Source organism: Gilliamella sp. W8145 (genome assembly GCF_016101145.1).
GTDB classification, from domain to species: domain Bacteria; phylum Pseudomonadota; class Gammaproteobacteria; order Enterobacterales; family Orbaceae; genus Gilliamella; species Gilliamella apis_A.
Window position 1 is genome coordinate 26819 of the sequence record NZ_JACFRC010000003.1, and the last position, 23881, is coordinate 50699.

Consider the following 23881-nt stretch of genomic DNA (forward strand, 5'->3'; position numbering starts at 1 on the left):
AATAGAATGATTATTATAATTAGTTGTTTTTTCGATAAATTAATTACTAATTGTTTATTTTTTATATATAAAGTAATAAATATAGTTTTTTATATTTATTATAGACCCTACAATCACAAAGGATTACAATATGGCTCGCTAAAATCGCGGATTTAAACCCGTTTTCATTTTAACAATTAAATATAGCTGAGTTATTGATGAGCAAAAAATTACATATCAAAACTTGGGGCTGCCAAATGAACGAATATGATTCAACTAAAATGGCAGATCTCCTTGAATCCACCCATGGTTTAACATTAACAGAAAATGCCGAAGAAGCAGATATTTTATTATTAAATACCTGTTCTATTCGAGAAAAAGCCCAAGAAAAAGTTTTTCACCAACTAGGTCGTTGGAAAAATTTAAAACAACATAATCCTAATATTATTATTGGTGTTGGTGGTTGTGTAGCGTCACAAGAAGGTGCCCATATTCGTAAACGAGCGCCTTTTGTTGATATTATTTTTGGACCACAAACTTTTCACCGTTTGCCAGATATGATTGAACAGATCCGCAGTGGTAATGGTCAGCATGTTGTTGATGTTAGTTTTCCTGAAATTGAAAAATTTGACCGTCTACCTGAACCACGTAGTGAAGGCCCAACGGCATTTGTATCCATAATGGAAGGATGTAACAAATACTGTACTTATTGTGTGGTACCTTACACTCGTGGTGAAGAGGTAAGTAGACCTTGTGATGATGTAATTTATGAAATTGCTCAGTTAGCAGAACAAGGTGTTCGTGAAGTGAATTTATTAGGGCAAAACGTAAATGCCTATCGCGGACCAACCTTTGATGGTGATATCTGTTCTTTTGCTGAATTATTACGTTTAGTTGCTGCTATTGATGGTATTGATCGTATTCGTTTTACCACTAGCCATCCAATTGAATTTACAGATGACATTATCGATGTTTATCGTGATACGCCTGAACTGGTTAATTTTTTACATTTACCTGTACAAAGTGGTTCTGATCGCGTATTGAATTTGATGAAACGAACTCATACTGCAATTGAATATAAATCAATTATTCGTAAATTACGTAAAGTTCGCCCAGATATTCAAATCAGTTCTGATTTTATTGTTGGTTTCCCTGGTGAAACTCAAGAAGATTTTGAACAAACTATGAAATTAATCGCTGATGTTAATTTTGACTTAAGTTATAGTTTTGTCTATTCAGCTCGTCCAGGTACGCCTGCTGCAGAAATGGAAGATAATGTTTCTGAAGAAGAGAAAAAACAACGGCTCTATATTCTTCAAGAGCGAATCAATCAACAAGCTATGCAATTTAGTCGTCGCATGTTAAATACCGTACAACGTATTTTAGTTGAAGGTCCATCTAAAAAGGATCTTATGGAATTAACCGGCCGAACTGAAAACAATCGAATTGTTAATTTTGCTGGACATCCAGATATGATTGGTAAATTTGTTGATGTTGAAATTACCGATGTTTATCCTAACTCATTGCGTGGTAAAGTAGTGAGAACTGAAGATCAGATGGATCTACGGGTTAGTGAATCACCAATATCAGTTATTTCCCGAACTCGTAAAGAAAATAATTTAGGCGTTGGTATTTATCAACCATAATTATACAAATAGTGGTGTAATTTAATTAATAATAAAGATGGTAATTTATAAATAAGGAATATTAAGTGTTTATTATATTTGGTACAAAAGGACGTGAAGTTAATGAACATACAGGACCATTTAATTGCCCGAACTGTTGTGCACAGCAAAATATTGCTGGTGATAAAAAACAACATCAGTATACGCAAATAAAGGTAGCCAAATATTTTACGCTATTTTTTATTCCTATTTTTAGTTTTCAAACTTTAGGTCGATATATTAAATGCCAACACTGTAATTCTGATTTTAATGAAAATGTTTTAACTTATATTCCACCTACATTTGAACAGCAAGTAGCATCTTATGTCGAGCAAGAGTTAAAAAGTGGTACACCTATCACGATGGTTATCAATAAGTTGAAAAACCAAGGGCTCGATAATAATCAAGCAACTAGTGCTGTGAATAATGTAGTTGGTGACAACATAGTGACTTGTCATCATTGCCATATGGATTTTTTAAAAGGTGTTGAAAAATGTTCTTTATGTGAAGAGCGTATTTGATCATTAACCTGAATAATTAGAGGACTTATCATTGAATATTACGACCCATGAAACCGTGCTAGAGCCAGCAGATAATCAGCGACTTAATAGTCTTTGTGGTCCTTATGATGACAATATTAAACAACTTGAACGTCGTTTAGGGATTGAAATAAATCATCGTGGTAATCTCTTTGCCATCACTGGTGATACCATTTGTGTAAAAGCTGCATCAGAAATATTACAATCGCTTTATAAGCAAACTAAACAAAAAGATAATATTATCGATATTGAGCCAGAGCAGATACATTTAGCTATTAAAGAATCTGGTGCTTTAGAAAAAGCTAAAGAGCATCTTCCTGCGTATGTTGATCTGCATGGTAGTAAGCAAGTCATGATAAAAACCAAACGTGGAGTAATAAAACCACGTACACCTAATCAGGCTCAATATATTGCTCATGTATTAGATTATGATATTTCTTTTGGTATTGGTCCGGCTGGTACCGGAAAAACCTATTTAGCGGTAGCCGCAGCGGTTGATGCACTAGAAAAACAGCAAATTAGACGTATCGTTTTAACTCGCCCTGCGGTTGAAGCCGGCGAAAAACTAGGTTTTTTACCTGGTGATTTAAGTCAAAAAGTCGATCCTTATTTACGTCCACTTTATGATGCATTGTTTGAAATGCTTGGTTTTGAAAAAGTTGAAAAACTAATCGAAAAAAGTGTTATTGAAGTTGCTCCATTAGCCTATATGCGTGGGCGTACTCTTAATGATGCCTTTATTATTCTTGATGAAAGCCAAAATACCACAATAGAGCAAATGAAGATGTTTTTAACGCGTATTGGTTTTAATTCTAAAGCGGTCATCACTGGTGATATTACGCAAATTGATTTACCTCGTCACCAAAAATCAGGATTACGCCATGCTATCGAAGTCTTAAGCGAAGTTGATGATATTAGTTTTAATTTTTTCAAGAGTGAAGATGTCGTTCGCCATCCTGTCGTAGCTAGAATTGTTAATGCTTATGAAAAATGGGAACAACAAGAACACAAGCAACAACAGTCATAAACAGAATTTAGAGGAGTTATATTATCTCTATTTCAGGTAAAACAAAAAAGGGTAATATTCGCGATCACTCAGCAGAAACAAACTTATTTTTGCGTAGGGCGTTGTTTGCATTTGTGGTAATTATTCTATTAATTTTTGTGTTATTAGCCAATTTAGCTGATCTACAAATTTCAAACTTTAGTTATTACAGTACCAAATCAAACAACAATCGTATTGAAATTATCCCTATTCCTCCTAGTCGCGGTATGATTTATGATCGTAATGGTACACCATTGGCGATAAATAATATTACCTATCAACTTAATATTGTTCCTGATAAAACCAAAAACCTTAATGAACAGTTTGAACAGTTAAAAATGATTGTTGATTTAACTGATGAAGATATTGAGAATTTCCAAAAGGAACGCCGTAATTATCGGGCTCATCGACCTGTGCCACTAAAAGAAAATCTAACCGAAAAACAAATAGCACGTTTTATTGTTGATCAGCATCGTTTTCCATTTGTGTCGATTGTTAAAATTCAACATCGATATTATCCATATGGCGCTTCACTTACCCATATTCTTGGCTATATCTCTAAAATAAATACTCAAGATAAACAACGTTTAGAAGAAGAAAATAAAGCCAGCGATTATGTGGCTACTTTCAATATTGGTAAAATGGGGATTGAACGGTATTACGAAGATGTCTTACATGGTACGGCTGGTAATGAAAAAGTTGAAGTAAATAGCCGAGGTCGTATTGTTCGCTTACTTGAACAACATCCACCACAAGCTGGTGAAGATATCTATTTATCCATCAACCTTAAATTACAACTCTATATTGAATCACTACTTACTGGACGAAAAGCATCAGTTGTTGCTATTGATCCCAATAATGGTGAAGTATTAGCAATGGTATCTAGCCCTAGTTATGACTCAAATGATTTTGTTGGTGGTATTTCCAGTAAAAAATATAGTGAGTTACTTAATGATCCAAGTAAACCACTATTTAACCGAGCTTTACTTGGTGCTTATCCTCCTGCTTCAACGGTAAAACCATTTATTTCGATAGCCGCTTTAAGTGAAGGAGTCGTTTCACCAAAAAGTGTGGTTAATGATCCTGGCTGGTGGCAATTACCCGGTACTGAAAGACGTTATCGAGATTGGCTAAAATGGGGGCACGGCCATGTTGATGTATTACGAGCAATTGAAGAATCGGTAGATACCTATTTTTACCAAGTTGCTTATGATATGGGTATTGATCGCCTAAATTTATGGATGACTAAGTTTGGTTATGGTGAGCGTACCGGCATTGATATTTCGGCTAATGAAGAGACTCGTGCGGTTATGCCAAGTCGCGAATGGAAATTGAAGCGCCATAAAAAATCTTGGTTACAAGGTGACACCATTCCGGTTGGTATAGGTCAAGGTTATTGGACTGCCACACCTATGCAAATGGCTAAAGCATTAACCACATTAATTAATAACGGTAAAACTTTTACGCCGCACTTTTTACTCTATAAAAAAAGTGACATTATTAATACTAATCAGAATCAGCCAACTATTGATCCCGAAAAATATGTTGAACCTAATAGCCTAGTTGATGTTAATCCAGCCTATTGGGCATTAGCTAAAGAAGGTATGCATCGAGTTATGTTTGGTGCTCGAGGTACTGCACGTAAAGTTTATGCTGGTGCTAAATATCAAGCGGCAGGTAAGTCAGGTACCGCTCAAGTTTATGGTTTAAAAGAAAACGAAACTTATAATGCCCATAAAATACCCGAACATTTACGTGACCATGCCTTATTTATCGCTTATGCACCTTATGATAAACCGAAAATAGCGCTAGCTATAGTCCTTGAAAATGGTGGCGGTGGTAGCTCCAATGGTGGTGCAGTAGCCCGTAAAATATTGGATTATTATCTTGAGGGTGATAACTCAACAGAATTAGATGATGCATCATCATCGACGACAGGACATGAAGATTAATTATGAACAATATTAAGAAATCTTTTTGGCAAAAGATACATATCGATCCACTTTTTTGCTTATTTATAACCTTACTACTTGGTTATAGCCTTTATATTTTATGGAGTGCTAGTGGCCAAAATGTAGATATGATGCAAAAACGAGTAATCCAAATAATTCTTGGTTTTTTTGTGATGATTGTTTTTGCCCAAATTTCACCGCGAAGCTATGAACAGTGGGCACCTTATCTCTATATTGCCTGTATTATTATATTACTATTAGTTGATATTTTCGGTTATACCAGTAAAGGTGCTCAACGTTGGTTAGATTTAGGCGTCATTCGTTTTCAACCGTCAGAAATTGCTAAAATTGCTGTACCATTAATGGTAGCTAAGTTTATTCATCGTGACGGCTGCCCACCACCGCTTAAAACAACTTTGCAAACTTTAGCTATTATTGGTGTACCTACCTTATTAGTAGCAATGCAACCCGATTTAGGAACGGCTATTTTAATTATTATGTCGGGTATTTTTATTATATTTTTAGCTGGGATTAACTGGCGATTTATTCTTGTTGCTTTGATATTGATAGCCATATTTTTACCGATTATGTGGTTTTATTTAATGCATGATTATCAACGTGAACGAGTATTAACATTATTTAATCCTGAGCGTGATCCTAATGGTGCTGGCTATCATATCTTGCAATCGAAAACCGCGATAGGATCGGGGGGAATATGGGGTAAAGGTTGGCTTGAAGGTACGCAATCTCAGCTAGAATTTTTACCGGAAAGACATACTGACTTTATCTTTTCAGTTATCGCTGAAGAGTTTGGCTTTATTGGCTCTATTGTTTTGTTAGTCTTGTTTTTATGCTTAATTATACGTGGATTAATTATTGCTGCTCAGGCACAAACGACGTTTGGACGAATACTGTCTGGTGGTTTGATTTTGGTATTTTTTGTCTATGTATTTATTAATATCGGTATGGTCAGTGGAATCTTACCAGTAGTTGGTGTACCATTACCTCTAATAAGTTATGGTGGCTCTTCTCTGGTCGTTTTAATGGCAAGTTTTGGCATTATGATGTCTATTCACACTCATCGATACATGTTATCTAAAAACATTTAACGGAATTTTTATAAATGAAAAAGAAATTAAAATTATCTTTTGGCTTGTTGGCGCTTGCAATATGTTCTTCTGCCTCTGCGGAAATGGCATTTCCTATTCCTGCTATCCCTCAATTAGATGCAGAAGCCTATATTTTAATCGATGCCAAATCTGGCGAAATCCTAGCACAATATAATGCTGAACAACAACGTGATCCAGCAAGCTTAACTAAAATGATGACAAGTTATGTTGTTGGTCAAGCATTAGAATCAGGCCGTATTAAAAATGATGATATGGTACTGGTGAGTAAAGATGCATGGGCAACCGGTAATCCTGTTTTAAAAGGTTCATCATTGATGTTTTTAGAGGTGGGTAAAACAGTTTCGGTTGCTGATTTGAATAAAGGTATCATTATTCAATCGGGTAATGATGCATGTATCGCTATGGCTGAACATGTTGCAGGTAGTCAGGGTGCTTTCGTTAATTTAATGAATGAATATGCCAAAAAAATAGGTTTGCAACATACCCATTTTGAAACGGTACATGGTCTTGATGCGCCAGGACAGTATACAACAGCTAAAGATATGGCACTATTAGGTCAAGCTTTGATTCGTGACTTACCAACTGAATATGCTATCTATAAAGAAAAAGAGTTCACCTATAACCTGTCTAAACCACAATTGAATCGCAATGGTTTACTTTGGGATACAACTTTAAACGTAGATGGTATTAAAACCGGTCATACGAATGCTGCTGGTTATAACCTTGTTGCATCAGCAGTTGATGGTAATACCCGTTTAATTTCAGCCGTGCTTGGTGGCCGAACCTTTAAAGGTCGTGAAGAAGAGAGTAAAAAATTACTCACTTGGGGATTCCGATTCTTTGAAACGGCTAATCCAGTTAAGCCTAATGCGCCATTAGTGACAGAGTCAGTTTGGTATGGCGATCAAAACAAAGTAAATTTAGGGGCTATTAATGGTGCTTATATTACTGTGCCAAAAGGCCGTTCAGCTGATGTTAAAGTACAATACACCATTGATGATTACATCTATGCGCCAATTATCAAAGGTGCTGCGGTTGGTAAAATTCAATTTTTATTAGATGATAAAGTGATCAACGAACAACCTTTAGTTGCACTTGAAAATGTTGAAGAAGCAGGCTTCTTTGGAAATATTTGGGATTGGATAAGCTTACAATTCCATAAATTATTTAATTAATTTTTAATTTATAATTAACTTGAACCGTTGTGTAACGCAAAGCTACACAGCGGTTTTTTTTATTATCTCGTATAAGCAACCATTAGTTATATACATGGTTAATAACCTTTAATGTTAAGGCTAAAAAACCCCGTTCCTCAAAATTTTTTGTTAAAAAATACCCCTGAATTTTATTAAGCTTAATTGGCTTAATTATTGGTGGCTGCAAGATAGATTAAAATTTGCGAAGTGGTTGAAAATATCTGTTCTAAAATAAATTCCACAAATGAAGGCAAGGTGGAAAATAAATAACTTAACATCATTAAGCCACATAATAAGGTGAGTGGATAGCCCACTACAAAAATTGATAACTGAGGGGTAATTCTATTTAATAGCCCTAACGACAAATTAATAATCAGCAATAACGTCATTAATGGTAATGCCAACATAACGCCATTACTAAATAATAGACCGGTTGTTTCGATTAAGGCTAAGTGACCGTTGGCCTTTAAAGGTGAAACGCTAATAGGAATAATCTCAAAGCTGTTAGCTAATCCATACAGTAACCATAGATGGCCATCTAAGCTGAGAAATATCAACAAGGCAATAATGTTAATGAAACGTGACAGTACAGAAGTAGATGGTCCACCAATAGGATCATAAAAGGTCGCCATGCCTAACCCCATTTGCATACCAATTAATTCACCTGCAAATCTTACCGTTAAAAAAGTAAGTTGTACGGTAAAACCGATTATGATGCCAATCATGATTTGCTGGGCAATAACCCAGATACCGAGTAATGAATAAAGGGTAAGGTTGTCGTCTAACTTTGGTAAAGGTAATAAAATGACGATCAGCCCTGCTAAACCAATCTTTAACCGATTTGGCACCTCTTTTTCACCGACAATAGGTGCGACCATAATTAGCGCTAAAATACGGGTAAAAGGCAGAAAACTTGATCGAACCCAAGCAAAAAAATCAATATTAAACAGATCGTGAATCGCGGCGTCCATTAAGGTTAACTAGTTAAGTTAGGAATATCAGTAATAACCAGACGGATATAATCGATCATAGTCGTCAGCATTGAGGGGCCTAAAATGATTAATACTAACACCACCGCTAAAATCTTAGGAATAAAAGATAAGGTCATTTCATTAATTTGGGTTGCAGCTTGTAACAAACTGATAATTAGCCCAGTGACTAATGCTGCGAGTAGTAAAGGACCTGCAAGTGATGCGGCAACTTTGATTGCTTGAATGGCAAAATGGCTAATATATTCAGAAGGCATATAATCCCTTATACTGTTGTTGTTAACTGAAAAAGCTTTGTGCTAATGAACCTAACAATAAATGCCAGCCATCAGCTAATACAAACAACATAATTTTAAAAGGTAGTGATACTGTTGCTGGTGGTACCATCATCATCCCTAATGCCATTAATGTACTGGCAACAACTAAATCAATGACTAAAAAAGGAATAAACAGAGTAAAGCCAATTTGAAAAGCGGTTTTAAGTTCACTAACCACAAAAGCGGGGACTAAAACTCGTAGCGGGATATCTTCACGCGTTTGAATATCACCAGTATGGGACATATTAACAAATAGTGTTAAATCACTTTCACGAGTTTGACTCAACATAAATTCACGCAGTGGTTTGCTTGCCTCCGTCAAACTTTGTTGCATAGTGATTTGTTGTTGTGAATAGGGAATATAAGCATCTTGATATATTTTATCCAATGTTGGTGACATAATAAAAAATGTCATAAATAGTGCAATACCTAAAATTAATTGATTAGGCGGTGCGGATTGGGTACCAAGTGCACTACGTAATAGTCCTAACACAATAATGATACGAGTAAAACTCGTCATTAATAATAATATAATTGGGATAAAAGTTAGTAGGGTTAAAAAAACTAAAGTTTCAACTGGTAATGACCAAGTTTGCCCTTCTGGTAGTGAGGTTTGAGTAACAATTGTTAACGGTGATAATTCAGCATAACTATATTGGCTGGCCAGCAATAAGCTAAATAAAATAACAAGTTTTAACCGCACAATTAATCACACCTTTTTACTGTTTAACACAGATCTTAATATCTGATTGAACAGATTATTTTTTGACTGTTGTTCAACGTCAGCAGGATCTGCGAATAACATTTCAGTACGTTGTTCATTGATAGTATGGAGTAAAGTCATTTGTTGGGCTGTAACTCCGACCACCAGTAATTGATGATCAACATAAACCAGCATAATGCGATCTTTGGCATTTATATTGTAAGTTGCTTTAACATCAATGAATTGCTTAGTAGATTTTTGCCAACCTAACCGTTTTATTAGCCAGATTAAAACGAAAATAATGGTGATGACAGTAAAAAAGGCTATTCCTATTTGGCTATATAAACTTGATTCAGCAGGAATAGAAGAAAAGTTTTGTATACCGGAGTTGATTGTTGATTCGCTCATGGTTATCTCATTAATGGTTATTAACGACTTAATCTACGTACTCGTTCTGATGGGGTAATAATATCAGTAATTCGTACACCATAATTGTCACCCACCACCACGATCTCGCCTTGCGCAATTAAGTAACCGTTAATTAAAATATCTAATGGCTCACCAGCTAAACCATCTAAGGCGATAACTGAGCCTTGAGTTAAATTTAATAGGTCTTTAATGGCCATTTTTGTACGGCCAAGTTCAACACTTAAATTAACCGGAATATCTAAAATAAGATTAATATCTTGTTCTTTTACATTTGATGGTTGGGGTGAAAGGGTTTCAAAAATAGCTTCTGTCGTTACCGATTCTTCATTAGTTAAGTTAATTGCTTGGCTATCATCACTGTTATTTGGCATATCACTCATTGAACACTCCTTCATTCAATTGTTCTAATACAGGGTTGCTTATTTGCTCTACTTGAATTGCATATTGTTTATTTACACTACCATATTGGCCTTTTAAAACCGGTACGCCACCAACAGTGGCATCTAGGCTGGTTGGTTTTTCAATATCTAAAATGTCGTTTACTTTTAATGCTAATAATTTGGCAACAGTTGTTTGAATATTTGTAAAATTAGCGACTAACTCAACCGTTGATTGTTTAATACCACTAGTGAGGGAACTCATCCAGACATTATCATCTTGATGGGTTTGACTTTCGATCGGTGGTTTAATTAATAGCTCTTTGATAGGTTCAACCATTGTATATGGAATGCATATGCAGAAAGTTGCTTTAAAGCTACCAATTTCAATTAAAAAGGTGGAAGTTAACACAACATCATCGGGAGAGCTGGTGATATTAGTAAATTTACTCTCAACTTCAGAACGAATATATTCAGTTTCAATACTGTATACGTCAATCCATGAATTTTGGTATGTAGTTAAAGCAAGATCTAATACTCGTCTAATAATCTCTTGTTCGGTATGAGTAAATTCACGTCCTTCCGTTTCCATATTGGTGGTATGTCCATCACCGCCAAAAAGCGTATCAACAACAATAAATACCAGTTCTGGTGAAAAAGAAAATAAGCAGCTTCCCCGTAAAGGATTAAGATGAACTAAATTTAAATGGTAAGTTGCCGAAATATGCGAAAACTCTTTAAATGTTTTTGGCTCAATTGGCGAGGTAATAACATCCGTGTTACGACGTAATAAATTAAATAAACCAATTCGAAATTGACGAGCAAAGCGTTCATTAATGATTTCTAATGCTGTTAGTCTTTCAGGGATAAAACTATGTTTAACTGATATATCATAAGGTTTTACTTCAGTCCGTTTACTTTGCTGTGATTGATAATTTTGCACAATATTTTTTTCAATACTGGCAGCATTATTCGGTGAATGTTTAGTTAAAGATTCACTTTTATCGCTAGTAGATTGAAGCTTATCAGACATGATAATTACCTTATAATGAAATCAGTGAATAACACTTCATCAATTTTTACTGAATGTTTGGCATCGTATTGACGTGATAATGCTGTTTTTATTTGCTCTTGTAATTCGAGTTTGCCAGATTCTTTTTTCAAATTATTGACATATTGTTTTGAGGTTAACAGCAATACATCACTTCTTACTTCAGGCAAATATTCTAATAATACCGTTTTTTGATCTTCATCTTCGACACGTAACACCATACCAACATATAGAATTTTATTGATATCTAAATTATCTTCAGAAGGTGGTAATGTTATGGTAAATGGTTTTAAGGTTAAAAAAACTGGTGATGAAACTTGAGGTTCTTGATGAGTGTGCGTCGTATTTTTAGCTTGATTTTCGAACCATAAATAAGCTGCTGAACCTATTGCGAGTAAGGTAATTAGAATAAGTATTAGGTTTAAAATTCTTACTTTTTTATTGGTGGTTTGCATATTTATTATTGTCTCAATGAAAATTAACGAAAGATTTGTAGCTATTTAAATAACCAAAAATTACCAAAATAATAAATCATGCCGTAAGAATTAATCGGAAGAATAGGCAATAAAAATATTATCTATTCGACCTTTTTAATATTAAGTTATCAACGTTAAACACTGTTATACGCTTAGATATCAATCATTTTATAAATATTGCCATAACCGTTATTTAGGCAAAAATACTTAATCCTGATTGAACAACCTCAGTATGATGATCAATTTTTTGTTGAATTGGATTGATATCATCTAATAGTTGTTCTGTTTCAAATTGTTGTGGTTGTTGATAAGAAGATGACTGTTTAGAATCATTCATCATTGAAAAATCACTAATGTTAGTGTGTTGTAAAGTGATACCTTGTTGTTCCAATGAGGTTCTTAACATGGGGAGTGCTGATTCTAACACACCCTTAACCATATTATGCGCAACCGCCATGTGCAGATCGATTTTGTCATCAATCATGGCTAATTTAATATGTAATGAACCTAGTTCTTGTGGATTTAATTTTATTTCGGCATTTTGAATACCTTGTCTACTGATCAAACAAATTTGTTCGTTTAAAGACGCTTGCCACTTACTAATATCCATGGGCATCGGTAAATTTAAGTTTAAGATGGTTGGATTTGTTGTAGAGGTTGGCGGATTAAATAACGATGATTGGCCATTTAGATCTATTGATAAAGCCATTTCTGATGGTGTATTAGTCAAATTAGTAGTAAACAATTTATCTGTCAGAGTTGACGCTAAATCAGTTTGATGATCATTGCTATGATTATTTATCAGCGTATCTGTTGACTGTGTTTGATTAATACTCAAATGTGCATTTTTGGTCGTTTGTGGCTGATTATTTTCCCAAGCCAATAAATGACTAGGGTTTGGTTTATTGGTTTTGTTGATTAATTGCTCACTGTGATTAATTGAAGCAATAATTTCGGCAGCTTTTTCATCAATATTGATGCGCTGTTTGATATCATCAGTACATTGTGTATCCAACTTTGGATCAATCATGGTTGGATTAGCTTCTAATAATAGTTTAGTTTCATATATTGGTTGATTTTTCGGTTGAGCATCCGATTGTCTATTTTGCTGTATATCCTCTTGCTGATTGAGTGGCATAGAAAATAGTATGAACAACTCTTCACTTTCCATTCGTTCTTTCTGCTCTAACTCATTGTCTTTTAAGTTTGTAGCATTAACGTGATTATTATTATCACTTAGCCATTGTTGTTTTTCGGTAAGTTGTAATAATTTTTGGAAAAAATCATCATCAAGAATAGATAACTGGTTGTCGTTTAATTCAAATTGTTGAGATGAGATTAATGGAATATCGCTAAACTGATTAATATTCATTCAATGTTCTCCTTGCTATCTGCTGCTGAGCAAATTCATCGGTTAATTTTTGTTGTAAACGACTCTGTTGTAGTAACAGTTTTTTATGTTGTTTATCTAATAATGTAGTATAAGTATTTAGGCTTTTTTGTGATTGATTAAGCTCATTGGTGATCTGCTTTTGTTTTATATCTAAAGTTAATAGTAGTTTTTTTTGTTGAGCTATACCTTGTTCAATAGCTGTAATAAAAGCATTAAAATTATTTAATTCCGATCCCTTAATGCCACTGGATAAAGCATTATTTAGCCGTTGTTGGTACTCGTGATAATAATCATTTAATACATTTAGTTGTGATTGTGCATTATGTTTATTTTCGTGTGCATGTTTTAATTTAATCAATTTTTCATCAACTGCTTTTTCAGCGAGCTTTTTTAACGTTATAAATGCAAATTTACCATGATGTTGATTGGCCATAATTCTTTCCTAATTTATCAGCGAGCAGCAACAATATTGATTAATTGTTGATAAGCGTCTTGATAACTACAATGCTCATTGATTCCTTGTTGTAAAAATTGCTGCATAGCTGGAAAAAGTGAGATAGCTTTATCTAATAATGGATCGGTTCCAGCTACGTAAGCACCAACATTAATCAAGTCCCGATTGCGCTGGAAACTTGAAAATAATTGTTTAAATAACCGTGATTTTTTTTCATTTTCTGGCGGGGTAAGATCGGTCATTACACGACTGATTGACGCTTCGATATCAATGGCTGGATAATGCCCCGATTCAGCTAGTGAACGTGATAACACTATATGACCATCAAGAATTGCCCTTGCTGAATCAGCAATAGGATCTTGTTGGTCGTCACCTTCGGTTAAAACAGTATAAAAAGCAGTAATTGCACCTTTTCCTTTGGCATCATTACCTGCTCTTTCAACTAATGCTGGCAATTTTGCAAATACTGATGGTGGATAACCTTTGGTTGCCGGCGGTTCACCGATGGCTAAGGCTATTTCCCGTTGTGCCATGGCATAACGGGTTAGTGAATCCATGATCAGTAATACATTAAACCCTTGATCACGAAAATTTTCGGCTATTTTTGTGGCATAAGCTGCACCTTGTAGACGTAATAATGGCGATACATCGGCTGGTGCCGCGACAACTACTGAACGCGCTAAGCCTTCTTCACCAAGTATATTTTCGATAAAATCTTTTACTTCCCTGCCTCGTTCGCCAATCAGACCAACCACAATAATATCAGCTTTGGTATACCTAGCCATCATGCCAAGTAGTACACTTTTACCAACACCAGAACCGGCAAAAAGCCCCATTCGTTGACCTTGGCCAACGGTTAATAATGCATTGATAGCACGAATACCGACATCTAATACTTGATGAATAGGTGTGCGAGTCAGAGGGTTTAGTGATTTATTGATTAATCCTTCATATTCAATATTTTTTGGTAAAGGTTTGCCATCCAATGGTTTGCCCATTGCATCAACTATTCGTCCTAATAAGCCCGTACCAATAGGTAAAACTTTATGGCTAAAATGGGTTAAATCATATTGTGAGGTATATACTCTGGCATCAAGTAATATGCCATCGGTTGATTCAAATGGCATCAGATATAAGGTTTTACCATTAAAACCAATAACTTCACACTCAACAGCTTGTACTTTTCCATCTAATTGCCGTTCGACAAAGCAGTTAGAACCTAAAGGTAATTTTAAACCCACGGCCTCTAAAACTAAGCCCGAAGCTTTAACTAAGCGACCATATTGACGGATTAACGATATTGACTGTAATTTTTGTTGCGCACAATCAATTTTAGTCATCCATTGCCTACAAAAGTCCACCTTAATGTTCAACTCCATGTACATTATCTGAGATGATTTGCCAATGATGGGTTACACTGGCGTCGATCTCATTGGTTTGGGTAAATATTTTGCAACCCCCTAATTCGATATTGGCATCGGCTATAAACTGCCATTGCTGTGGTTGCAACTCATTATTTAGTTGTGGTTCAAGCCATAACAAGTCTGTTGGATTAATTCGTACTACAATTGGTGGGTTAACAATTGTATTTTGTTCAATTAATGATTTTATAATATGTAATAATTGTTTTTGTTTTACTTTTGATAATGAACCAACTGTTTTTTCGGCAGCAAGTAAAGCTAAGTCAAATAGCTTTGGTACAATTTTCTCATCAATTTGGCTAATCGATTGTTGAAAGCTGATTGCTAAATTTTTGATGGCATTTATGCTAGTTAATTTTTCTGCCGTTAACTGTTGTTCTATTGTGTCCAGCCCTTCTTGGTGACCGAGAGTGAATCCTTGCTCATAGCCAGTCTGTTTGCCAATATTGAAACCTTCTTCTTTACCTAGATTAAAGCCTTCTTGGTATGCTTCATCTCTTGCTTGTTGTTTAATATTTTCGAGTTCTAGCAATATTGTCGGGCTATTAATATCAAAAGAGTCCTCATTTTGATCATCTTGGCTATCTGGCTCTAATGGTGGCGCAAATTCTTCCAACTCTTCTGACTGTTGTTGGCTGGTTAATGGTGACAATTCGCTAAGTGCCAAATCTTGGAAATGCAATGGTTTCCAACTTACACTATTAGTATGATTATACATATTCATCATCACCACTTGTTAAGATCATCTCACCAGTTTCTGCTAAGCGCCGTGCAATAACCAAAATTTTCTTCTGTTCGGTTTCGACTTGCGACAAGCGAACTGGTGGTCTGTTTTCTAAATCTTCTCGTAATATTGAGGCAGCGCGTTGTGACATATTTGCTAATAGCTTGTCGCGTAGCGTTTCTGTTGCCCCTTTCATAGCGATGATTAAGGTTTCATTATCCACCTCTTTGAGTAGACGTTGGATACTTCTATCATCGACATCAATCAGATTTTCAAATAGGAACATTTCATCAATGATTTTTTGAGCAAGCTCATTGTCATAATCTCGTAATGCATTGATAACCAATTCTTCTTGTTGTGATTTCATCAGATTGATAATTTCTGCTGCGGTGCGGATGCCACCCATGTTATTAAGTTTAATATTTTGTCCATGTAGTAAGGTTGATAATGATGTCGATAACACTTCTAATGCTGATGGCTCTACGCCACCGAAAGTTGCAATACGTAGCATGACGTCATTACGTAATTGGTCATCAAATAAATTTAAAATCTCAGCAGCCAAATCGCGATTTAAGTGAACTAAAATGGTGGCGATAATTTGTGGATGTTCTTTTTTAACTAAATCAACCGCGCGTGCAGCATCGACAAAGTTAAGCATTTTTAAACCATCAGTGGTATCTTCGATATCGGTATCTAATAGTTCATCAAGCAATCGGTTAGCTTTATCACTACCAATTGATTTTTCTAGAACTTTTCTTAAATAGCCATTGGTATCTGTATTTAATACTGCACAATCATCAAGAGTATTTTGACACTCATTAAGAATATTTTTCAGTTGTTCTTGAGTTAATTGTGGCAATCCCATCATGGCACTACTAATTTTTTGTACCTCTTTGTGGTTTAAAAATTGCATTACTTTGGCTGCTAATTCTTCACCTAAAATCATTAAAATTGTCGCTGCTTTTTGCGCTTCAGTTAAATTCATTACTCGGTGTCCTTCTTGTTCATCCAACCACGTATAATCAGAGCCATTACACGAGGATCTTTCTCGACAATTTTGCGGATGTATTGCTGTTGTTGCATATTATCTTCAAAAATCTTCTGTTGCAGTTTACTGTGTGCTTTGTAATCAAGCTTATCTTCACTAGCCATTGTGCCATCAGATGATCTGTTATCAGTATTAAGATATTGTCTTTGAATTTTAATCCATATCGAGCGTAATACTTTGCGCCATGCAAACCAGATTATTAAAATATAAATCAGATATTTAATTGCGACTTTCAGCATGTCGAAAACTTCATGTTTTTGTAAAAAGACAATGGCGGCATTTTCATCTTCAATTTGATCGGTAAATTTCAAATTAGCCACTGTTAATGAATCACCACGCAAGTCAGAAAACCCCATTGCTTGACGGGCAAGCGCTTCAATATGGGTGAGTTCCTCTTGATCTAGTTTTACCCATTTTTCAACAGCTTCCTGTTCTGAATTTTCTTCATTTGCCGATGTGATTTCATCGGCTGAAATAAATTTATAATTAACTAAAACAGCGACAGATAAACGCTTGATACGACCTTCAGGGATTTTGCTATGAATAACTTGACGATTAACTTCAAAGTTCAATGTTTTATTTGACTGTAAATGATACATTTTTTGTTTATCGTCTTTATCTTTGCTATCGTTCTCACCATCAATTGGTGCACTAGGCGTTGGTACCGGTTGATTAGATAAAGCGCCCGGCACACCACCGATAATATTGCTTGATGCTAATTGGCTATTTTCAATTTGTTGCTTACTACGAATAGTTTGGTTGCTGGCATCGCTATTGGGATCATAAATTTCTGATGTTGACTCTTGCCGACTAAAATCGATATCCGCATTCACTTGTACCTTAACATTTTGTTGTCCCAAAATAGGGATAATAATTTTTTCTACTCGTTCTCGAATTAGATTTTCAATCCGTTCACTATATTCTAATTGGGCAATATTAACGTTACTGTCACGGTATCTTTCACCGGTTAATAAATTGCCTTTTTGATCAATAATCGTCACCTTATCCGCTTGTAATTCTGGAACACTACTCGAAATTAAATGGATGATGGCATCAATTTGACCTTGAGATAAAGCTCGACCTGGTAATAAAGTTAGTGCAACAGAGGCGGAAGGGAATTTTCTTTCTCGAACAAATAAAGAGGGTTTAGGCATCGCTAAATGCACTCTGGCATCATCTACACTACTAATAATTGCAATGGTTCTCGATAGTTCGCCTTCTAATGCTCGTTGATAGTTGATTTGTTCATTAAACTGACTCATGCCAAAACTTTCTTTGTCGAGTAGTTCAAAACCAATTGCACCACCTTTAGGCAAACCCTGCTGGGCTATTCGTAAACGAGTATGATAAATTTGATTTTGGGGAATTAAGATAGTTGTGCCAGAGGATGAAAATTTGTAGGGAATATTTAACTTATCAAGTTGGCTAATGATTTCACCGCCATCCTTATCATTCAAATTACTAAATAATACGCCATAATTATCGTCTTTAAGCCATAAGTAAGTAATACTACTAATTGCTATTACAATTACTCCTACAATAAGGAGTAGCATTTTACGATTTATTTTTAATTGATTAATAAAAGGTAACTTACTCAATATTGATTCGCCTTTGTTACCAACTGCCTGGCTATCCATATGTATCCTAACACTAAACTGACTAGATTAATTCTAGGGTTTATTATCTGTGTATTTAAAAAAATCAATAGCTAAAAAAGCATATGCTTTACCCTTTAGTTATCGCTTTTAGATTGTTATCTTTATGATAATTTACGTTATAACTTGATTAAGACGAATAACCGTGACCTTTATTATGAATAGTATTGATGCCTTTAATAGCACAACATTAACCCAACTTGATTTTTCACATAAGCAATCTATTAATCATAGTGAACAAAATTTTATGGCTGAATTAAAAATGGCATTAGATAAAATCAGTCAAACACAAATAGACGCTAGCCAGCAAGCCAAAGCATTTGAGATGGGTGAAGCCAATATCGCATTAAATGAGGTGATGGTTAGCATGCAAAAGTCTTCAGTTTCTTTACAATTTGGTATTCAAGTTCGCAATAAATTAGTCGCAGCATATCAAGAAATTATGAATATGAATGTTTAAACCTTTATCGGATGGTTACTTATCGACTAGATGATAATATTTTGGTTTAAAAAATAGTATTAATTAATCACCAATTTTTATCCTAAATTGGCTTAACCTCACCACTATTGTTATTACAACGACTATCGAGATACTCGTTATAAGATTATTTTTGAAGTTAAAAATGCTTTAGTTATTGCGAAGTGAGCTAGTCACCAGTACAAGCAAAGTGTATACATTAACGATGTAAAATTAATAAAAAAAAGTTTGCGGAGTGGGGTTTTTGGCAGATAAAAATAGCTAAAAAACCCCGTTCCTCAATTATTTTTATTCTTTTTTTTAACTACTCTGTGAATAATCTAAACTAAATTGGCGATTGTTTGGTAGCTATCTATTTTGGCTTGATAATCAACCTGCTCACCAATTAATTGGCTTAATTCATTATGTCGAAGATGGATTAATTGCTTTAATTGCTCATGATAACTAAGAATATTATTGATATACATTTGAAGAATATCTTGTTGTGATAATGGTATATTATCAATAGTAGTTAACCCATTTTTGAGTTGAATATCACGTGCTAACTGCTGATATTTAGTTTGCCAACTAATTAATAATTCCCAATTTTCTTGTTGTGTATTAATTAGCATTTGCTCAACAACATAATTAAGTTGCTCGTATTGTTCTAGTACTAGACTGGTATTCAATGTTGCTACATCCATAACTATGCTATCTCACGCCAAGCTTGAGCAATATTATTAAGCAGATCAAAACAAGTTTGTAGTATTTGCGTATCATTATGTAGATTAGCGAAAACCAGTTGCTGACTGATGTATTGATATAACTGATCTAAATTTTCAGCAATTTCACCGCCTTGCTCTAAATCAAGGCAACTTTTAAGCCCATTATCAATGATATTGATAGCTTTAGAAATGGCTTTTCCTTTACCAGCAATATTACCCTTTTGTATATATAACTCAGCTAAGCGAATAGCATTTAATGCGCCATCAAATAACAAAACAATAAGCTGATGAGGTGAAGCCTGACCAACGCTGGTTTCTAAATTAACTTGTTTATAAGCTTGAGATCCCATTTTATACATTGTTATGCCTTATTTTTTCAAATTCGCCATCATTTCAAATTGGGTGGTAAGATAATTACTCATACCATTTAATTCATTGATTAAGATATCTAGTTTTGTGAATTGTACCCGATAACGCTCGATAGTTTGGTCAATAGAGTTATTAACTTGGTCATAGCGTTTATCTAATGATTTTAAGGTAGAATTTAAACCGTTAGTTGCCGTATCAATCATGCCATCGTTATCAATAAAGCTACTTACTTTGGCAAAGACTTCGTTGGCAATGCCAGTTGTTTCACCATCACCAGTAAATAAAATGGCGACTGCTTCACTGTTTTCTTTAAGGGCTTTTTCTAATTCGTTTTCTTTAATCACCAGCTTGCCATTACTATCCATATTGATACCAATTTGTGCTAGTACCGATAATTCTCCTGTTTGACCTTTAGAAAATATAGAGCGAATACTTTGATCAATATTACGTAAAGTTGAATCACCAATCAGTGGGCCATTACTATTATTTAATTCATCTGAATTGGCATCACCAGCGGTAAATTGCGTTAAGCTTGATATGGTTGATTGTAATTGATTAAAGGCATCAACCCACTCTTTAAGGGCTTCTTGAGCTTTGTCATTGTCAGCGCTGATGGTTAAATTTTGCGCTGTTGTAGTGACTGCTTTTAATGTGATATCGACACCAGGAATAACCTCTTTAACGGTATTTGATGAGCTATTAATCGTTATACCATTAAAGCTAAATTTAGCATCTTGCGCTTTAGCTACTTCACTCATAGCTGATGAATCAGCTTGATTAGCATTAAAACCAATTAGTGAATTAAGTTTATCATCATCGGATGAAATAGAAGTAATGGCTTGTTGTTCACCAGTTTCTTTCGATGTGATAACCAGTTGATAGCTATCAGTTCCAGAACGGACAATAGTTGCATTTACCGTTGTGTCACTGGTTGAACCATCTTCATTAATCACCTTAGCTTGATTGATTGCATTGGCTATTGATTCGAGCGATGTATCATCTTTGCCTAACGTGATATTTAATTTTTGGCCATTAGCTTGTTCTATTGTGAGGGTACGGGTTTCATTATCATTACCTAAAGCTGATGTTTTATCATTTATAGCATTCGTGGCAACACTATGTGCAGTGGCAAGTTGTTCGACGCTAACTGCATAATTACCTAATTGGGCCTTGCTATTTACATTAGTGGTAAAATAGTTGTCATTACCAGATGCAAAACGCGCTTGAAACAGCTCTTTTTTTTGCAGTTTTGCTGTTGCGCTGTTGAATGTTGATAATGCACTTTTTAATTTACCAAAACCGCTTATTTTATTATTAACAGCTTTTTGTTGGGCTTTTATCGGTGTAAGACGATTTTTCTCAACGGCTTCTAATTGATCTAATACTTCATTTAAATCAATACCAGAACCAATTCCTAATATATTCATTGCCATGATTGATTATCCTAATATAAATTCTTTCATCCCTTGTTTTATCGACCAATACCGTAAAAAGTTTAGCTGTTTTTAGTTTTTTATCTTTACTAATAAATAAGTCGGTTTTGGCAATGAGAATATTGATAATCAGTTTTATCTATTAAAAAATGAGTTAGTTATCTCAATCAATAGTGTTGTTAGCTGTCCTTTATGTTGCCTAACATTAAAATTGTGTAGTGAAACTTCCAATATCATTACTATTGATTGATTAGAAAATATATTGCTATGAATTAAACGGGGACAAACTTAAGTTTTGTTGCCACAAATTAAGGCTATCAACCAGTCGATTCAGCGATACATAACTTTGATTACTATACATATAAATATCTATGATGCCCTTTAATCATGTTCATCAAACAACTTAGTTATTCCGCTTTATTTAACCTCAATAAATAAAAATTCAAAAAAATATTAAAGTTTCTTTTTTTAATACCGATAACTAAACCATCAGCATATATATTGAATTATTTTTCAATATCTCGTTGATCTAACTAATCATATTAAAGGAGATAAAAATGGCACAAGTAATTAATACTAATACTATGTCTTTAATGGCAAGAAACAACCTTAATCATTCTCAAAGCGTGCTTGGAACTGCAATTGAGCGTCTATCATCTGGTATGCGTATCAACAGTGCTAAAGACGATGCCGCTGGTCAAGCAATCGCTAACCGTTTTTCTTCTAGTATTCGTGGTTTAACTCAAGCTGCACGTAATGCCAATGACGGTATTTCAATTGCACAAACTACAGAAGGTGCGTTAAACGAAATCAATAATAACGTACAACGTATTCGTGAATTAACTGTTCAAGCAGCAAACGGTACTAACTCTGAAAGCGATCTTGTATCAATCCAAAATGAAATCGATCAACGTTTACAAGAGATCGACCGTGTATCAGCACAAACTGACTTCAATGGTACTAAAGTATTATCAGAAGACAAAACCCTTAACATTCAAGTTGGTGCAAATGATGGTGAAATCATTGCTATCAATTTAAAACAAATTGACAGCGACAAATTAGGTTTAGCTAGTTTTAATGTATCAGATGCGCCAACCGCAGATCCATTAAAAACAATTGATGCGGCATTATCAAAAATTGATGAATTACGTGGTGAGCTTGGTGCGGTACAAAATCGTTTTGAGTCAACTGTAACTAACATCAACAATACTGTAAATAACTTAAGTTCAGCACGTAGCCGTATTGAAGATGCAGATTATGCTGAAGAAGTATCTAATATGACTCGTGGTCAAATCTTACAACAAGCAGGTACTTCAGTATTAGCACAAGCTAACCAAGTACCACAATCAGTATTGTCTTTATTACAATAAAACAATACAAGTACATAACTAGAATTTCGGTCACTCTAATTTTGTACGATAACAATAGTGGTATTTTTTAATACCACTATTGTTAATAATGTTAATTACCTATTTTTTAATATCTTATTCTTGCCATTAATTCAATCAATTATCGTCATAATAATCATTAGCATTTTTTTACATTGGTTCAGAAAAATGAGTGATAGCCTGTATAACTCTCAAGGTGTAGTGAATCAAATCGATTGGCAACAATATCTATATTTAGTTCGTAATGAAGCGTTGAAATTAGCTGTTCGATTGCCAACAACGATTGAACTTGATGACTTACTGCAAGTTGGTTATATAGGTTTATTAGAGTCTATAAAACGCTATGATGCATCTCAAGGTTATACTTTTACTACCTTTGCTACTCCGAGAATAAAAGGGGCTATGCTAGATGAATTGCGTAGTCGAGATTGGTTACCACGGCAAACACGGAAAAAAATTAAAGATGTCACTAATGCTATTAATGAATTAGAACAAAAATTAGGCATACCTCCCAATGATCAGCAGATAGCTGCACATCTGCAATTATCTCTTACTGAATATCACAAAGTATTATTAGATTCAAATTATAGCCAAATCTGTTCTTATGATGAGATTCACAAAAAACTCGGCGATAATTTGGATGCGTTAATTGAGCCTGACGCAGATAACAATCCTTTTGCTTCCATTATTAATGATGAAATTCGCAATATTATTGTTCAACAAATTAGTAACTTACCAGAAAAAGAAAAAATGGTTTTAGCTCTCTATTATCAAGAGGAATTAAATTTAAAAGAGATTGGAAAAGTGTTGGATATTAGCGAATCTCGAGTAAGTCAATTACATAGCCAAGCAATTAAACGAATACAAAGTAAAATTGTTTTATAAAAAAAAGAATTAAAACAGTAAAACATGGAAAAATAAATCGAAAATAAATTGAAATGATTTTTTTATTGACCTTTCGAATTTA

At 34.5% G+C, this 23881-nt stretch carries 25 protein-coding genes; 9 read left to right on the forward strand and 16 right to left on the reverse strand.

Going from position 1 to position 23881, the window contains the following annotated elements:
• Nucleotides 1–197 precede the first annotated feature (197 nt).
• From miaB to H3T80_RS09170, 6 genes are all read left to right on the forward strand, one after another.
• A complete protein-coding gene (gene miaB / locus H3T80_RS09145; RefSeq protein ID WP_110448840.1) occupies nucleotides 198–1625 on the forward strand; it encodes a tRNA (N6-isopentenyl adenosine(37)-C2)-methylthiotransferase MiaB in 1428 nt (475 codons plus the stop codon).
• 65 nt (nucleotides 1626–1690) lie between these two features.
• Nucleotides 1691–2164 carry a hypothetical protein gene (locus H3T80_RS09150; RefSeq protein ID WP_198201487.1) on the forward strand — a complete coding sequence of 158 codons (474 nt, stop codon included), beginning with the start codon at nucleotides 1691–1693 and terminating at the stop codon, nucleotides 2162–2164.
• Nucleotides 2165–2195: 31 nt separating this feature from the next.
• Entirely contained in the window at nucleotides 2196–3209 is a 1014-nt protein-coding gene (locus H3T80_RS09155; RefSeq protein WP_232350170.1) for a PhoH family protein, read from the forward strand.
• A 29-nt stretch (nucleotides 3210–3238) separates the two neighbouring features.
• Nucleotides 3239–5179: a penicillin-binding protein 2 gene (gene mrdA / locus H3T80_RS09160; RefSeq protein WP_198201611.1), complete on the forward strand. Its 1941-nt coding sequence runs from the start codon at nucleotides 3239–3241 to the stop codon at nucleotides 5177–5179.
• A gap of 2 nt (nucleotides 5180–5181) precedes the next feature.
• A complete protein-coding gene (gene mrdB, locus H3T80_RS09165) occupies nucleotides 5182–6288 on the forward strand; it encodes a peptidoglycan glycosyltransferase MrdB (protein WP_065579035.1) in 1107 nt (368 codons plus the stop codon).
• A gap of 14 nt (nucleotides 6289–6302) precedes the next feature.
• The gene (locus H3T80_RS09170) at nucleotides 6303–7484 is read left to right on the forward strand and encodes a serine hydrolase (protein WP_198201488.1); all 1182 of its coding nucleotides are present in this window, start codon (nucleotides 6303–6305) and stop codon (nucleotides 7482–7484) included.
• A 188-nt stretch (nucleotides 7485–7672) separates the two neighbouring features.
• Here the strand turns inward: H3T80_RS09170 and fliR are convergent, their stop codons facing one another.
• From fliR to fliF, 13 genes are all read right to left on the reverse strand, one after another.
• Nucleotides 7673–8476 carry a flagellar biosynthetic protein FliR gene (gene fliR, locus H3T80_RS09175; RefSeq protein WP_198201489.1) on the reverse strand — a complete coding sequence of 268 codons (804 nt, stop codon included), beginning with the start codon at nucleotides 8474–8476 and terminating at the stop codon, nucleotides 7673–7675.
• 5 nt (nucleotides 8477–8481) lie between these two features.
• Nucleotides 8482–8751 carry a flagellar biosynthesis protein FliQ gene (gene fliQ, locus H3T80_RS09180; RefSeq protein WP_034900933.1) on the reverse strand — a complete coding sequence of 90 codons (270 nt, stop codon included), beginning with the start codon at nucleotides 8749–8751 and terminating at the stop codon, nucleotides 8482–8484.
• A 22-nt stretch (nucleotides 8752–8773) separates the two neighbouring features.
• Nucleotides 8774–9514 carry a flagellar type III secretion system pore protein FliP gene (fliP, locus tag H3T80_RS09185; RefSeq protein WP_110448833.1) on the reverse strand — a complete coding sequence of 247 codons (741 nt, stop codon included), beginning with the start codon at nucleotides 9512–9514 and terminating at the stop codon, nucleotides 8774–8776.
• Nucleotides 9515–9520: 6 nt separating this feature from the next.
• Nucleotides 9521–9922: a flagellar biosynthetic protein FliO gene (locus H3T80_RS09190; RefSeq protein ID WP_198201490.1), complete on the reverse strand. Its 402-nt coding sequence runs from the start codon at nucleotides 9920–9922 to the stop codon at nucleotides 9521–9523.
• A 20-nt stretch (nucleotides 9923–9942) separates the two neighbouring features.
• Nucleotides 9943–10323 carry a flagellar motor switch protein FliN gene (gene fliN / locus H3T80_RS09195; RefSeq protein ID WP_198201491.1) on the reverse strand — a complete coding sequence of 127 codons (381 nt, stop codon included), beginning with the start codon at nucleotides 10321–10323 and terminating at the stop codon, nucleotides 9943–9945.
• On the reverse strand, nucleotides 10316–11353 hold the full coding sequence (gene fliM, locus H3T80_RS09200; protein ID WP_198201492.1) for a flagellar motor switch protein FliM: 1038 nt from the start codon (nucleotides 11351–11353) through the stop codon (nucleotides 10316–10318). The genes fliN and fliM overlap by 8 nt, the downstream gene beginning before the upstream one ends.
• A 5-nt stretch (nucleotides 11354–11358) precedes the next feature.
• Nucleotides 11359–11826 (reverse strand): flagellar basal body-associated FliL family protein, encoded by a 468-nt coding sequence (locus H3T80_RS09205; protein WP_034900941.1) that lies wholly within the window; start codon nucleotides 11824–11826, stop codon nucleotides 11359–11361.
• 214 nt (nucleotides 11827–12040) lie between these two features.
• Nucleotides 12041–13219, reverse strand: a complete 1179-nt coding sequence (locus H3T80_RS09210; RefSeq protein ID WP_198201493.1) for a flagellar hook-length control protein FliK — start codon at nucleotides 13217–13219, stop codon at nucleotides 12041–12043.
• Nucleotides 13209–13673, reverse strand: coding sequence for a flagellar export protein FliJ (gene fliJ / locus H3T80_RS09215; protein WP_198201494.1), 465 nt, complete (start codon nucleotides 13671–13673; stop codon nucleotides 13209–13211). Before fliJ ends, H3T80_RS09210 begins: the two co-directional genes overlap by 11 nt.
• A 17-nt stretch (nucleotides 13674–13690) precedes the next feature.
• Nucleotides 13691–15034 carry a flagellar protein export ATPase FliI gene (gene fliI, locus H3T80_RS09220; RefSeq protein ID WP_232350172.1) on the reverse strand — a complete coding sequence of 448 codons (1344 nt, stop codon included), beginning with the start codon at nucleotides 15032–15034 and terminating at the stop codon, nucleotides 13691–13693.
• A gap of 22 nt (nucleotides 15035–15056) precedes the next feature.
• Nucleotides 15057–15833 carry a flagellar assembly protein FliH gene (locus H3T80_RS09225; protein ID WP_198201496.1) on the reverse strand — a complete coding sequence of 259 codons (777 nt, stop codon included), beginning with the start codon at nucleotides 15831–15833 and terminating at the stop codon, nucleotides 15057–15059.
• Nucleotides 15826–16824, reverse strand: a complete 999-nt coding sequence (gene fliG / locus H3T80_RS09230; RefSeq protein ID WP_086358416.1) for a flagellar motor switch protein FliG — start codon at nucleotides 16822–16824, stop codon at nucleotides 15826–15828. The genes H3T80_RS09225 and fliG overlap by 8 nt, the downstream gene beginning before the upstream one ends.
• Nucleotides 16824–18524: a flagellar basal-body MS-ring/collar protein FliF gene (gene fliF / locus H3T80_RS09235; RefSeq protein ID WP_198201497.1), complete on the reverse strand. Its 1701-nt coding sequence runs from the start codon at nucleotides 18522–18524 to the stop codon at nucleotides 16824–16826. The genes fliG and fliF overlap by 1 nt, the downstream gene beginning before the upstream one ends.
• Nucleotides 18525–18699: 175 nt before the next feature.
• Between fliF and fliE the strand changes: the two genes are divergently transcribed.
• Entirely contained in the window at nucleotides 18700–19002 is a 303-nt protein-coding gene (gene fliE, locus H3T80_RS09240; protein WP_034900954.1) for a flagellar hook-basal body complex protein FliE, read from the forward strand.
• A gap of 338 nt (nucleotides 19003–19340) precedes the next feature.
• On the opposite strand, the gene H3T80_RS09245 is transcribed toward fliE, so the two are convergent.
• Genes H3T80_RS09245 through fliD form a run of 3 tightly spaced genes read right to left on the reverse strand, consistent with a single transcriptional unit; the run spans nucleotide 19341 to nucleotide 21526 of the window.
• Nucleotides 19341–19703, reverse strand: coding sequence for a flagellar protein FliT (locus H3T80_RS09245; RefSeq protein WP_198201498.1), 363 nt, complete (start codon nucleotides 19701–19703; stop codon nucleotides 19341–19343).
• A 2-nt stretch (nucleotides 19704–19705) separates the two neighbouring features.
• Nucleotides 19706–20083 carry a flagellar export chaperone FliS gene (gene fliS, locus H3T80_RS09250; protein WP_198201499.1) on the reverse strand — a complete coding sequence of 126 codons (378 nt, stop codon included), beginning with the start codon at nucleotides 20081–20083 and terminating at the stop codon, nucleotides 19706–19708.
• 9 nt (nucleotides 20084–20092) lie between these two features.
• Entirely contained in the window at nucleotides 20093–21526 is a 1434-nt protein-coding gene (gene fliD, locus H3T80_RS09255; protein WP_198201500.1) for a flagellar filament capping protein FliD, read from the reverse strand.
• A 557-nt stretch (nucleotides 21527–22083) separates the two neighbouring features.
• Between fliD and H3T80_RS09260 the strand changes: the two genes are divergently transcribed.
• Nucleotides 22084–22896 (forward strand): flagellin, encoded by an 813-nt coding sequence (locus tag H3T80_RS09260; RefSeq protein WP_034900970.1) that lies wholly within the window; start codon nucleotides 22084–22086, stop codon nucleotides 22894–22896.
• Nucleotides 22897–23082: 186 nt separating this feature from the next.
• The gene (locus H3T80_RS09265) at nucleotides 23083–23799 is read left to right on the forward strand and encodes an RNA polymerase sigma factor FliA (RefSeq protein WP_086357009.1); all 717 of its coding nucleotides are present in this window, start codon (nucleotides 23083–23085) and stop codon (nucleotides 23797–23799) included.
• The last annotated feature ends 82 nt before the right edge of the window (nucleotides 23800–23881 follow it).